General features: G+C 58.5%; 12 protein-coding genes. 7 read left to right on the forward strand and 5 right to left on the reverse strand.

Annotated elements, in window-relative coordinates; all coding sequences use genetic code 11:
- Positions 1–77: 77 nt before the first annotated feature.
- On the reverse strand, positions 78–581 hold the full coding sequence (cpxP, locus tag FHW76_RS24950; protein WP_004178004.1) for a cell-envelope stress modulator CpxP: 504 nt from the start codon (positions 579–581) through the stop codon (positions 78–80).
- Positions 582–730: 149 nt separating this feature from the next.
- On the opposite strand from cpxP, the gene cpxR reads away from it, so the two are divergent.
- A complete protein-coding gene (gene cpxR / locus FHW76_RS24955; protein WP_002882901.1) occupies positions 731–1,429 on the forward strand; it encodes an envelope stress response regulator transcription factor CpxR in 699 nt (232 codons plus the stop codon).
- Positions 1,426–2,799, forward strand: coding sequence for an envelope stress sensor histidine kinase CpxA (gene cpxA / locus FHW76_RS24960; protein WP_008807874.1), 1,374 nt, complete (start codon positions 1,426–1,428; stop codon positions 2,797–2,799). Before cpxR ends, cpxA begins: the two co-directional genes overlap by 4 nt.
- 63 nt (positions 2,800–2,862) lie before the next feature.
- On the opposite strand, the gene yiiM is transcribed toward cpxA, so the two are convergent.
- Together yiiM and sodA are read right to left on the reverse strand one after the other, a co-directional pair.
- Entirely contained in the window at positions 2,863–3,537 is a 675-nt protein-coding gene (gene yiiM / locus FHW76_RS24965; RefSeq protein ID WP_008807875.1) for a 6-hydroxyaminopurine reductase, read from the reverse strand.
- Between the two features lie 72 nt (positions 3,538–3,609).
- Positions 3,610–4,230 (reverse strand): superoxide dismutase [Mn], encoded by a 621-nt coding sequence (gene sodA, locus FHW76_RS24970; RefSeq protein ID WP_004203668.1) that lies wholly within the window; start codon positions 4,228–4,230, stop codon positions 3,610–3,612.
- 288 nt (positions 4,231–4,518) lie between these two features.
- Between sodA and rhaT the strand changes: the two genes are divergently transcribed.
- On the forward strand, positions 4,519–5,553 hold the full coding sequence (gene rhaT / locus FHW76_RS24975) for an L-rhamnose/proton symporter RhaT (RefSeq protein WP_012543269.1): 1,035 nt from the start codon (positions 4,519–4,521) through the stop codon (positions 5,551–5,553).
- A gap of 32 nt (positions 5,554–5,585) precedes the next feature.
- On the opposite strand, the gene rhaR is transcribed toward rhaT, so the two are convergent.
- Positions 5,586–6,431: an HTH-type transcriptional activator RhaR gene (rhaR, locus tag FHW76_RS24980; RefSeq protein WP_008807878.1), complete on the reverse strand. Its 846-nt coding sequence runs from the start codon at positions 6,429–6,431 to the stop codon at positions 5,586–5,588.
- 73 nt (positions 6,432–6,504) lie between these two features.
- Positions 6,505–7,341 (reverse strand): HTH-type transcriptional activator RhaS, encoded by an 837-nt coding sequence (gene rhaS, locus FHW76_RS24985; RefSeq protein WP_008807880.1) that lies wholly within the window; start codon positions 7,339–7,341, stop codon positions 6,505–6,507.
- A gap of 310 nt (positions 7,342–7,651) precedes the next feature.
- Between rhaS (FHW76_RS24985) and rhaB the strand changes: the two genes are divergently transcribed.
- The 4 genes from rhaB (at position 7,652) to rhaS (FHW76_RS25005) (ending at position 12,424) form a co-directional block, all read left to right on the forward strand.
- The gene (gene rhaB / locus FHW76_RS24990; protein ID WP_012543271.1) at positions 7,652–9,118 is read left to right on the forward strand and encodes a rhamnulokinase; all 1,467 of its coding nucleotides are present in this window, start codon (positions 7,652–7,654) and stop codon (positions 9,116–9,118) included.
- Positions 9,115–10,374, forward strand: coding sequence for an L-rhamnose isomerase (rhaA, locus tag FHW76_RS24995; protein WP_012543272.1), 1,260 nt, complete (start codon positions 9,115–9,117; stop codon positions 10,372–10,374). Before rhaB ends, rhaA begins: the two co-directional genes overlap by 4 nt.
- 151 nt (positions 10,375–10,525) lie before the next feature.
- A complete protein-coding gene (rhaD, locus tag FHW76_RS25000; protein WP_008807883.1) occupies positions 10,526–11,356 on the forward strand; it encodes a rhamnulose-1-phosphate aldolase in 831 nt (276 codons plus the stop codon).
- Between the two features lie 81 nt (positions 11,357–11,437).
- Positions 11,438–12,424: a rhamnose ABC transporter substrate-binding protein gene (gene rhaS / locus FHW76_RS25005; RefSeq protein WP_008807884.1), complete on the forward strand. Its 987-nt coding sequence runs from the start codon at positions 11,438–11,440 to the stop codon at positions 12,422–12,424.
- Positions 12,425–12,536: the final 112 nt, after the last annotated feature.

A 12,536-nucleotide genomic window follows, 5' to 3' on the forward strand; every position in this document is an offset into this window, starting at 1 on the left:
AAAAAAGGGCAAAAAAAACCCCCACATCATGTGGGGGAAGACAGGGATGGTGTCTATGGCAAGGAAAACAGGGTTTGTTACTGGGGTTGCAGGGTGTTGCTACTACTCGAAAGCATCATTGCTGAGCCTTTCTGCATCCTTGCAACCTCACGCAACTGATCCATACGTTGCTGGTGCTTAGCATTTAAAACCGCTTGCTGCTCTGGCGTAAGCAGGTGGTACATCTGGTTGCGGACCTTAGCCATTTCAACCTGGCGAGCAACCTGTTCCTGCGCCATCTTTTCTGCCTGAGCGCGCACAGCGTTTTCATCAAAATTTTCTGCGGTGACAAGGCGATGCATTGTCTCCATTTCGCTAACATTAACGGGGAGCCTGTCGTGGCGTGCCCGTTGCATAAGATCCCGTAACTGCTGACGTTGCTGCTCGGTTAAACTTATGCCGTCAAACATATGGCTCTGGCTACCGCGCTGTCCCCCTTCGTCTCCGGGGAGCCAGTTAACGCTGGTAACGACTTCAGCGGCCTGGCTATATGCACTTAGCGCCAGCGTTGAGGCCATGACGGCAGCGATAACATTGCGCATCACATACTCCCAAAACGTTTGTGTCGCGATTCAACGAGAGACAGTCTACGATTCAGGCTGCAAACATGCGTCAGGGGGTGTAAAACAACGTAAAGTCATGGATTAGCGGGCCTTGATGACGTAATTTCTGCCTCGGAGGTATTTAAAAGATGAATAAAATCCTGTTAGTTGATGATGACCGGGAGCTCACCTCCCTGTTAAAAGAGCTGCTCGATATGGAAGGTTTTAACGTGCTGGTGGCCCATGATGGGGAACAGGCGCTGGCCCTTCTGGACGACAGCGTTGATTTATTGCTGCTCGACGTGATGATGCCGAAGAAAAACGGTATCGATACGCTGAAAGAGCTGCGTCAGACACACCAGACCCCGGTTATCATGCTAACAGCGCGCGGGAGCGAGCTGGATCGCGTTCTCGGCCTTGAGCTGGGCGCGGATGACTATTTGCCTAAGCCGTTCAACGATCGTGAACTGGTGGCCCGTATACGCGCGATTCTGCGCCGTTCCCACTGGAGCGAGCAGCAGCAGACGACCGAAGCCGGATCGCCAACGCTGGAAGTGGATGCCTTAAGCCTGAACCCGGGCCGCCAGGAAGCCAATTTCGATGGTCAGACGCTGGAGCTCACCGGTACCGAGTTCACCCTGCTCTATCTGTTAGCGCAGCATCTCGGCCAGGTAGTGTCGCGTGAACATTTAAGCCAGGAAGTGTTAGGCAAGCGCCTGACGCCGTTCGACCGCGCCATCGATATGCATATTTCCAACCTGCGGCGTAAGCTGCCGGAGCGCAAAGATGGCCATCCATGGTTTAAAACGCTGCGTGGTCGCGGGTATCTGATGGTTTCCGCTTCATGATTGGAAGTTTGACTGCACGCATCTTCGCCATCTTCTGGCTCACGCTGGCGCTGGTGTTGATGCTGGTGCTGATGTTGCCCAAACTGGATTCCCGGCAGATGACCGAGCTGCTGGAAAGCGAGCAGCGTCAGGGCATCATGATCGAGCAGCACGTCGAGGCCGAGCTGGCCAACGATCCGCCAAACGATCTGATGTGGTGGCGCCGTCTGTTTCGCGCCATTGATAAATGGGCGCCGCCGGGACAACGCCTGCTGCTGGTGACCAGCGAAGGCCGCGTGATCGGCGCAGAACGCAACGAGATGCAGATCATTCGTAACTTTATCGGCCAGGCCGATAATGCCGATCATCCGCAGAAAAAACGCTATGGCCGCCTGGAAATGGTGGGCCCGTTTTCCGTCAGGGACGGCGAGGATAACTATCAGCTCTATCTGATTCGTCCCGCCAGCACCTCCCAATCCGACTTTATCAACCTGTTGTTTGACCGGCCGCTGCTGCTGCTGATCGTCACGATGCTGGTCAGCGCCCCGCTGCTGCTGTGGCTGGCGTGGAGCCTGGCGAAACCGGCGCGTAAGCTGAAAAACGCCGCCGACGAAGTCGCCCAGGGCAACCTGCGCCAGCATCCGGAGCTGGAAGCCGGGCCGCAGGAGTTCTTAGCCGCTGGCGCCAGCTTTAACCAGATGGTGACCGCGCTGGAGCGGATGATGACCAGCCAGCAGCGGCTGCTGTCGGATATCTCGCATGAGCTGCGCACACCACTTACGCGCCTGCAGTTGGGCACCGCCCTGCTGCGTCGCCGCAGCGGTGAGAGCAAGGAGCTGGAGCGCATCGAAACCGAGGCGCACCGGCTGGACAGCATGATCAACGACCTGCTGGTAATGTCGCGCAATCAGGCCAAAAATGCCCTGGTCAGCGAGACGGTGAAAGCCAATCAGCTGTGGGGCGAAGTGCTGGACAACGCGGCGTTTGAAGCCGAGCAGATGGGTAAATCTTTCACCGTTGAATATCCGCCGGGCCCCTGGCCGCTGTACGGTAACCCTAATGCGCTGGAAAGCGCGCTGGAGAATATCGTCCGCAACGCCCTGCGCTACTCGCACACGAAGATTTCCGTCAGCTTCTCGGTGGATAAAGACGGGATTACGGTTAACGTCGACGACGACGGCCCGGGCGTCAGCCCGGAGGATCGCGAACAGATTTTCCGGCCATTCTACCGGACCGACGAGGCGCGCGACCGCGAGTCCGGCGGCACCGGTCTGGGGCTGGCGATTGTCGAAACCGCTATTCAGCAACACCGCGGTTGGGTGAAGGCCGACGACAGCCCGCTGGGTGGTTTACGCTTAACCCTTTGGCTGCCGCTGTATAAGCGCACCTGACTCTGTCCCGGCTTGCGCTGCGCTAAGCCGGGAACATCCCCGAAGATACTCAATATGGGGGAATTATTTCCCCCACAATCTCCGCGAACTATCCTCGATCTTACCGCTTAAACGCCGCTTCTGCAGCGTTCGGCTCCAGCTCACCGACAGGCCCGCAGCCGACAATAAACGATGATACTGATCATCATCAAACGGCATCTGCCAGGCAATCGCCCCGGCCTCATGGACACTGACATCGCTCAGCCGGGAAACCAGCTCGAGCGGCGCATCGCTGGAGACTTGCCCCCCGGCAATCACCCGATACAACCAGCCGGTCTTCCCGCTGTTTTGCACCAGCTGCGCCATATCACCGATCGCAAAATGAAAGTTGAGCTTGAAGCACGGCGATCGCGGCTGGGTGACCTGGATCAGCGCCTCGCCCCAGCGAAAGATATCGCCGATATAAACATTTTGCTCGGTAAGCCCGGTGGTGGAGAGGTTTTCGCCGAACGCCGGCGCGCAGAAGCGCTCGGCCTGCTGGGGGAATTCACGCATCCAGTCGGCATAGTGTTCGCGCGGATAGTGGCACAGCGCGCGGTCCGGCCCGCCGTGTATTTTCTTCTCCGCCTGCTCATCCCCATCGAGGCCGAGATCGCCGAGCTGCAATTCGCCATCGACCTGGATTTTGCCGATCGCGCTGGGGCGACTGCCCGCGTAGTCCCTGATTTTGCCGACAAAGACATTCACCGGATAATGCATGGCTGCTCTCCTTGCTACAGATATAAAAAAAGCGAGTCATCAGACTCGCTTCTCTCTTAGCGCAATGCAACCTTATTTTTTAGCGGCAAAACGCGCTGCAGCTTCGTCCCAGTTCACTACGTCCCAGAAGGCTTTGATGTAGTCCGGACGACGGTTCTGGAATTTCAGGTAATAAGCGTGTTCCCACACGTCCAGACCCAGGATCGGGAAGCCGGAAGCGCCGGAAATGGCTTCGCCCATCAGCGGGGAATCCTGGTTGGCGGTGGAGACAACGGCCAGTTTGTCACCTTTCAGGACCAGCCACGCCCAGCCGGAGCCGAAACGGGTCGCAGCGGCTTTTTCGAATTCCGCTTTGAAATTGTCTACAGAGCCGAAATCGCGCTCGATAGCCGCTTTCAGGTCGCCCTGCAGGGTGGTGCCGGTTTTCAGGCCTTTCCAGAACAGGCTGTGGTTAGCGTGGCCGCCCGCGTTGTTACGCAGTACGGTCTTTTTGTCAGCCGGCAGCTGATCCAGCTTGGTGATCAGCTCTTCAGCGGACAGGTTAGCGAACTCCGGCAGGCTTTCCAGCGCGGCGTTGGCATTGTTCACGTAGGTCTGATGGTGTTTAGTGTGATGGATCTCCATCGTCTGCTTGTCGAAGTGCGGTTCCAGAGCATCGTAAGCGTACGGCAGGGATGGCAGGGTATAGCTCATAATCATCTCCATTATTGTCGAGCGGCTCAAGTGTTAACGCCGCGTAAGCAGTTTGTCCATTATAGTTAATTAAATGGTATTGAAAATGCTTATCAATGCCGTATTTTTCATATGGATATAACCAGAAGAAATACCCGTCATTTTGTGATGTAGAACAACTAATTAAGCCCATGGTTGCCAGGGTTCGCCATCCTGTGGCAACGGCTTGAAGGCGGCCAAAGCGGCTAATTTTTACACTCATCACATCGGAAGCCGCCGTCTCCGATAAAAAAGATGAGGATAAAATCAATGAACCACGCGATTACGATGGGTATTTTTTGGCATTTGATAGGGGCCGCCAGTGCCGCCTGTTTCTATGCCCCGTTCAAAAAAGTAAAACACTGGTCGTGGGAAACCATGTGGTCGGTTGGAGGGATCGTCTCCTGGCTGATCCTGCCCTGGGCCATCAGCGCCACGCTGTTACCCGACTTCTGGGCCTACTACCGCTCCTTTAACGCCTCCACGCTGCTACCGGTCTTCCTGTTCGGCGCCATGTGGGGCATCGGTAATATCAACTATGGCCTGACCATGCGCTATCTTGGCATGTCGATGGGGATTGGCATCGCCATTGGCATCACGCTGATTGTCGGCACGCTGATGACGCCGATTATTAACGGTCAGTTTTCGGTGCTGATGCACACCCAGGGCGGTCAAATGACGCTGCTCGGCGTGCTGGTGGCGGTGATTGGCGTCGGCATCGTCACCCGCGCAGGCCAGCTGAAAGAGCGCAAAATGGGCATCAAAGCCGAAGAGTTCAATCTGAAGAAAGGACTTCTGCTGGCGGTGATGTGCGGTATCTTCTCCGCAGGGATGTCGTTCGCGATGAACGCCGCCAAACCGATGCATGACGCCGCCGCAGCGCTCGGCGTCGACCCGCTGTACGCGGCGCTGCCAAGCTACGTAGTCATTATGGGCGGCGGGGCGCTGGTCAACCTCGGCTTCTGCTTTATTCGTCTGGCGAAAGTGAAGAACCTGTCAGTCAAAGCCGATTTCTCGCTGGCCAAACCGCTCATCATCAGCAACCTTCTGCTCTCCGCCCTCGGCGGCCTGATGTGGTATCTCCAGTTCTTCTTCTATGCCTGGGGCCACGCCAGCATTCCGGCGCAATATGACTATATGAGCTGGATGCTGCACATGAGTTTCTACGTGCTGTGCGGCGGTCTGGTGGGTCTGGTGCTGAAGGAGTGGAACAACGCCGGTCGTCGTCCGGTGAGCGTCCTGAGCCTCGGCTGCGTGGTGATCATCATCGCCGCCAATATCGTCGGTCTGGGGATGGCCAGTTAACCACCGGGTCATCAGCCAGACAACGACGGTCTTCAGGCGGCGGCGCGACTGCGCTGCCGCCACTGCCCCGGCGACATGCCGATTTCCCGGCTAAAAACCACCGAAAAGTAGTTACTGTCCTCAAAGCCGCACTGCATGGCGATATCGCCGATTAAGCGCTCGGTATGCTGCAGCAGATACTGCGCATGGCAGATCCGCAGCTGGCGTAAATAGTGATTGATGGTCATCCCGGTTTGCTGGCGAAACTGCTGGCGAAGCGCCCGCTCGCTGCCGCCCTCCTGCTCGCAGAAACGCTCCAGAACAAAGGGGCGGCTGAGGCTGGCCGCCAGCGCGGCCAGCAGTTTGTCCAGCAGCGCTTCGCGCTGCGTCGCCGCGGGATCATCCGTCGCGTAGCGATGGCGCTGCAACGTCAGCGCCAGCTGGGCAAAAAGCAGTTCGGCCATCGCATTTCCCTGCGCGTCGCGCCGGGCGCACTCATGCTCAAGCTGGCTAATCACCTGGCGCGCCTGCGCCATACCTGTGCTGCCCATGCGCCAGTGGGGCTTCCACGGCGTGCCAAAGAGGCCAGGGATCGTCCCCGCCCAGTCAAAATTGAGCTGCAGCCGCTCCGGGCAATAGATGATGTTCTGCAGGACTAAATCATTAACCGAAGCATAGGAGTGTTTATCTTCGGCGCGAATATAGAACAGATCGCCGCGGGTAATGCGCCAGGGGCGATCGTTAAGGACGTGCAGCCCGTTGCCGCGCCACACCAGCACCAGCTCGCAGAACTCGTGGGTATGCTCGGCAAAAACATTTTGCGGGTAGCGGTCAGCCACCGCCACTGCCTGCGTGGCGGAAGGGAAAAACTCCTCTTTACGTAGAATCAGACCGGCCACGGCTCACACTCCAAACGCGGATAAGGGCGCATTATTCGCGTTTTTAGCCCGCAATACGTTGACTCTTCTCGCGTTACTGAAGAATGGCGTCGCGGCCCTGGCGGATATCGCGCGGCGACCAGTCAAATTCGCGGCGAAAAAGCGTCGAAAAGTGGTTACTGTCGCCGAAGCCGCAGCGAAAAGCGATATCAGTCACGCTTTCATCGCTGTGGCGCAGCAGATGCCGGGCCTTCATCAGGCGCACCCGATTAAGATAGCGCTGCGGCGTCAGGCCGGTCTGCTGCTTCAGCTGGCGGTGCAGGGTACGCAGCGACAGCGAAAACTGCGCCGCCACCTCCTCCCAGCAGATCTCCTGGGCAAAATGATCTTCCAGCCAGGCCAGCAGCTGATTCAGCCGCGCATCATTGTTGGTAGCCTCTTCCGCAAGACTGCTTTTACGCAACAGCACCAGCAGCTGCATAAACAGGATCTCACGGCTGGCGACGGCATGGGTATCCGTTTCGCTCCCCATGGCCTCCATCTGCGCCACGATATGCCGAACCTGCTGCAGGACCGTCTGGTTCACCCGCCAGTGCGACGGGTAGTTCCCCTCCTGTTCCTGGGGCAGCAGTTGGCTGACCCCGGCGAGAAAACGAAACGCATCCGGCGCGCGATAGAGCACGTTGGTCAGACACAGGTTATCCGTATGCTCGTACAGATGCCGGTCGTGATCGCGAATAAAGCAGACCGAACCGCCGCCGATGGTATAGGGCTGACCATTGAAGACGTGAATACCCGTGCCCTGCTCCACGATGACAATTTCATGGAAATCATGGTGATGTTCCGGAAAGGCCGACTGAGGGAGGCGGGGTTCAATAGCCACCGTCGAGATCCCGGCCTTAAAGAAATCCGTACTGTGCAATATGGTCATGATGCCACCCTCGTAATGAGAAAAATTATCAGTCACCGGCTGATAGTAATGAAGGGTTGGCTATCCGGCCTTCAATTTTTGACCATGAAATTCGTAAATCCTGCCGCTTTTTCAAGAATCAGCCGGAAAGATACGGAACTGCGGACGCCATCACATCCCCCTCGCCACCCCCTAAAACCGCAAATTGTGATTTCCCTCACGGTCACCTTTGCTTTCTTGCCAGCGGCCAGTTTTGACTGTCCGTAGCGAGAAGGTGTCAGTAAGCGGCCTTTTTTAGACTGCGGACAATGATTTTAAGAAGGGTCTTTCCATGAGTATTCGTCATTGTGTCGCCGTCGATTTAGGCGCCTCCAGCGGGCGGGTGATGCTCGCCAGCTATCAGTCCGGGCCACGCGCCCTGACCCTGCGGGAAATTCATCGCTTCACCAACAGCCTGCAGAAGGTGGATGGCTTCGACTGCTGGGATGTGGATAGCCTGGAAGGCGAGATCCGTCGCGGGCTGGAGAAAGTGTGTGAGCAGGGCATCCTGATCGACAGTATCGGCATCGATACCTGGGGGGTGGATTATGTCCTGCTGGATAAGCAGGGCCAGCGCGTCGGACTGCCGATCTCCTATCGCGACGACCGCACCCAGGGCCTGCTACGTCACGCTGAAGAACAGCTGGGCCGGGCGGAGATCTATCGCCGCAGTGGTATTCAGTTTCTGCCGTTTAACACCCTTTACCAGCTGCGCGCCCTGGTGGAGCAGCAGCCGGAGCTGGTCAGTCAGGCCGCGCATGCCCTGCTGATCCCCGACTATTTCAGCTTCCGCCTGACCGGCAATCTGAACTGGGAATATACCAACGCCACCACCACCCAGCTGGTTAACATCAATAGCGATAGCTGGGATGAGACGCTGCTGAACTGGACCGGCGCGCCGTTGGCGTGGTTCGGAACGCCGACCCACCCCGGCAATGTGATTGGTCACTGGATCTGCCCGCAGGGCAACCGTATTCCGGTGGTCGCTGTCGCCAGCCACGACACCGCCAGCGCGGTGATCGCCTCCCCGCTGGCCGACCGCCATGCCGCCTATCTCTCCTCCGGCACCTGGTCGCTGATGGGGTTTGAAAGCCTGACTCCATACACCTGCGACGCGGCGCTGCAGGCCAATATCACCAACGAAGGCGGAGCCGAAGGCCGCTACCGGGTGCTGAAAAATATCATGGGCCTGTGGCTGCTGCAGCGGGTGCTGAAAGAACAACACGTCAGCGACCTGCAGGGGCTGATCGCCCGCACCGCCGCGCTACCGGCGTGCCGCTTCATGATTGACTGCAACGATGACCGCTTTATCAACCCGGCCAGTATGAGCGCCGAGATCCAGGCCGCCTGTCGCGACGCCGGGCAGCCCGTTCCTGAAAGCGATGCCGAGCTGGCGCGCTGCATTTTCGACAGCCTGGCGCTGCTCTACGCCCGGGTGCTTAACGAGCTGGCGGCGCTGCGCGGCCAGCCCTTCAGCCAGTTGCATATCGTCGGCGGCGGCTGCCAGAACGCGCTGCTTAACCAGCTGTGCGCTGACGCCTGCGGGATCGCCGTCGTGGCCGGCCCGATAGAAGCCTCCACCCTCGGCAATATCGGCATCCAGTTAATGACCCTCGACGAGCTGGCCAATGTCGATGAGTTTCGTCAAGTGGTGCGCGACAACGCGGCGCTCACCGCTTTTACCCCCAATCCTGATAGTGAAATTGCCCGTTTCGTGGCGCAGTTTCAGCCACAACAGACCAAGGAGCTTTGCGCATGACCACTCAACTTGAACAAGCCTGGGAAATTGCTAAGCAGCGCTACGCCGCCGTCGGCGTGGATGTCGAGGAGGCCCTGCGCCAGCTGGACCGTCTGCCCGTCTCCATGCACTGCTGGCAGGGTGACGACGTCGCCGGTTTCGAAAACCCGGCGGGAAGCCTGACCGGCGGCATCCAGGCGACCGGCAACTACCCGGGCAAAGCGCGCAATGCTGAAGAGCTACGCGCCGACCTTGAGCAGGCGCTGAGCCTGATCCCGGGACCAAAGCGTCTCAACCTGCACGCTATTTACCTGGAATCCGACGCGCCGGTAGCGCGCAATGAGATTAAGCCGGAGCACTTTAAAAACTGGGTTACGTGGGCGAAAGCCAACAAACTGGGGCTGGATTTCAACCCCTCCTGCTTCTCGCATCCGCTGAGCGCCGACGGCTTTACCCTGTCGCACGCCAACGATGAGATCCGCCAGTTCTGGATCGACCACTGCAAAGCCAGCCGTCGCGTATCCGCTTATTTTGGCGAACAGCTGGGTACCCCATCGGTGATGAATATCTGGGTGCCGGACGGCATGAAAGATATTACCGTTGACCGCTTCGCGCCGCGCCAGCGGTTGCTGAATGCCCTTGATGAAGTGATCAGCGAGAAGCTCGACCCGGCGCACCATATTGACGCCGTGGAGAGCAAGCTGTTCGGCATCGGCGCCGAAAGCTACACCGTTGGCTCCAACGAGTTCTATATGGGCTACGCCACCAGCCGCCAGACGGCGCTGTGTCTCGATGCCGGCCATTTCCACCCGACGGAAGTGATCTCCGACAAAATCTCTGCCGCCATGCTCTACATCCCGCGCCTGCTGCTGCACGTCAGCCGCCCGGTACGTTGGGACAGCGACCACGTGGTGCTGCTGGATGATGAAACCCAGGCCATCGCCAGTGAAATCATTCGCCATAACCTGTTTGACCGCGTGCACATCGGCCTCGACTTCTTCGATGCCTCCATCAACCGCATCGCAGCCTGGGTGATTGGTACCCGCAATATGAAAAAAGCGCTGCTGCGCGCCCTGCTGGAACCGACCGCTCAGCTTCGTCAGCTGGAGAACGACGGCGATTACACCGCCCGCCTGGCGCTGCTCGAAGAGCAAAAATCGCTGCCATGGCAGGCCATCTGGGAGATGTACTGTCAGCGTCACGACACGCCGGCGGGCAGTCAGTGGCTGGACAACGTACGGGCTTATGAGAATGCGGTTCTGAGCCAGCGCGGGTAATGCACGGGCTTTCCCGGGTCGCGGCTGACGCCTTACCCGGGCTACGAACTGCGCGATGTTGCCAGAGCGCACCGAACAGTTCCCTCTCCCCTGTGGGGAGAGGGTTAGGGTGAGGGGCTACCCCCACCAAATCAACAGGAAAGACAAGACTATGCAGACCATTATCGACGCCTGGTTCGTCCAGGGCATGATCAAAGCCACCTCCGACGCCTGGCTGAAAGGCTGGGACGAACGCAACGGCGGCAACCTGACGCTGCGTCTGGATGAAGCGGATATCGAACCTTATGCGGCGGATTTCCACGCCAAACCGCGTTACATCGCCCTCAGCCAGCCGATGCCAATCCTGGCCAACCAGCCATTTATCGTCACCGGCTCCGGCAAATTCTTCCGTAACGTCCAGCTCGACCCGGCCGCTAACCTCGGCGTGGTAAAGGTCGACAGCGATGGCGCGGGATACCATATCCTGTGGGGCCTCACCGAGGATGCCGTACCGACCTCCGAGCTGCCGGCACACTTCCTGTCGCATAGCGAGCGCATCAAACTGACCGGCGGCAAAGACCGGGTGATCATGCACTGCCATGCCACCAACCTGATCGCCCTGACCTATGTTCTGGAGAACCACAGCGATCTGTTCACCCGCAAGCTGTGGGAAGGTAGCACCGAATGTCTGGTGGTCTTCCCGGACGGCGTCGGCATTCTGCCGTGGATGGTGCCGGGCACCGATGAAATCGGCCAGGCGACCGCCGAAACCATGCAAAAACACTCGCTGGTGCTGTGGCCATTCCACGGCGTCTTCGGCAGCGGCCCCACGCTGGATGAGACCTTCGGCCTGATCGACACCGCCGAGAAGTCCGCCGAAGTGCTGGTGAAAGTCTTGTCCATGGGCGGGATGAAGCAGACCATCACCCGCGAAGAGCTTATCGCCCTTGGCAAACGCTTCAACGTGCAGCCGCTGCAGTCCGCTTTAGATCTTTATCCATAACAACATCGCGCCCCGCTCACCGAGACGGGGCGAAACATCACCTGCAAACCCTACAAAACTAACTCATGTGGAGTAAAAGCAATGAAAACAAAGACAAGCTTGATCCTCACCGTTGCCGCCCTGGCGTTGTCCGGTTCCGCCTTAGCAGAAGTTAAGATCGCCCTTGTGGCGAAATCGCTGGGAAATGGCTTCTTCGAAGCCGCCAACGTTGGCGCCCAACAGGCAGCCAAAGAGTTAGGTGATGTCAAAGTGATCTACACCGGCCCGACCACTACCACCGCCGAAGCGCAGATCGATGTGCTGAACGGGTTGATCGCCCAGGGCGTGGATGCGATCGCCATTTCCGCCAACGATCCGGACGCCGTGGTACCGGTGCTGAAAAAAGCGATGCAGCGCGGCATCAAGGTGGTCTCGTGGGACTCCGGCGTGGCGCCGGCAGGCCGCCAGATCCATCTTAACCCCTCGAATAACGCCTTAATTGGCGAAACCAACGTCAAGCTCGCCGCCGATGCGCTGAAGGCGCTGAACGTTGAGAAAGGCGAGGTGGCCGTGTTAAGCGCCACCCCAACCTCCACTAACCAGAACATCTGGATTGAGGAGATGAAAAAGGTGCTGCCGCAGTATCCGTCCGTACAGCTGGTCACCGTCGCCTACGGGGACGATCTGTCGGATAAAAGCTACCGCGAAGCGGTGGGCCTGCTGAAATCATATCCGGACCTGAAAGTCATTGTTTCGCCGTCGTCGGTGGGCATTGTTGCCGCCGCGCAGGCGGTGAAGGATCAGGGCAAAATCGGCAAAGTCTATGTCACCGGGCTGGGGCTGCCGTCGGAAATGGCCGGCGCGATCAAGTCCGGCGCCAGCAAAAGCTTCGCCATCTGGAACCCGATTGACCTGGGCTACGCCGCCACCTATCTGGCCGACGATTTAGTCAAAGGCACGGCAACCAAAACCGAAGCCAGTATGGGCAAGCTGGGCAAAGTGAAGCTGGATGCTGAGGGGAATGGCGCGATGGCCGAGCCGTTCGTCTACGATGCGAGCAACATCGATAAGTTCTCGAAAATTTTCTAACCCTTGTTCCCTCACCCCGGCCCTCTCCCGGAGGGAGAGGGGGAAAGGCTGGTCCTCTGCACGATGTGGCCAGCGGACGCCGGACCGTTCCCACGCCCCTTTGGGGAGAGGG

Source organism: Klebsiella sp. RC2, assembly GCF_014192815.1.
Taxonomy (GTDB): domain Bacteria; phylum Pseudomonadota; class Gammaproteobacteria; order Enterobacterales; family Enterobacteriaceae; genus Klebsiella; species Klebsiella variicola.

Coding starts and splice junctions, on each gene's coding strand:
- rhaT (WP_012543269.1), top strand. CDS start 4,519: ATGAACCACGCGATTACGATGGGTATTTTTTGGCATTTGATAGGGGCC.
- rhaS (WP_008807884.1), top strand. CDS start 11,438: ATGAAAACAAAGACAAGCTTGATCCTCACCGTTGCCGCCCTGGCGTTG.
- sodA (WP_004203668.1), bottom strand. CDS start 4,230: ATGAGCTATACCCTGCCATCCCTGCCGTACGCTTACGATGCTCTGGAA.
- yiiM (WP_008807875.1), bottom strand. CDS start 3,537: ATGCATTATCCGGTGAATGTCTTTGTCGGCAAAATCAGGGACTACGCG.
- rhaS (WP_008807880.1), bottom strand. CDS start 7,341: ATGACCATATTGCACAGTACGGATTTCTTTAAGGCCGGGATCTCGACG.
- cpxA (WP_008807874.1), top strand. CDS start 1,426: ATGATTGGAAGTTTGACTGCACGCATCTTCGCCATCTTCTGGCTCACG.
- cpxP (WP_004178004.1), bottom strand. CDS start 581: ATGCGCAATGTTATCGCTGCCGTCATGGCCTCAACGCTGGCGCTAAGT.
- cpxR (WP_002882901.1), top strand. CDS start 731: ATGAATAAAATCCTGTTAGTTGATGATGACCGGGAGCTCACCTCCCTG.
- rhaD (WP_008807883.1), top strand. CDS start 10,526: ATGCAGACCATTATCGACGCCTGGTTCGTCCAGGGCATGATCAAAGCC.
- rhaA (WP_012543272.1), top strand. CDS start 9,115: ATGACCACTCAACTTGAACAAGCCTGGGAAATTGCTAAGCAGCGCTAC.
- rhaB (WP_012543271.1), top strand. CDS start 7,652: ATGAGTATTCGTCATTGTGTCGCCGTCGATTTAGGCGCCTCCAGCGGG.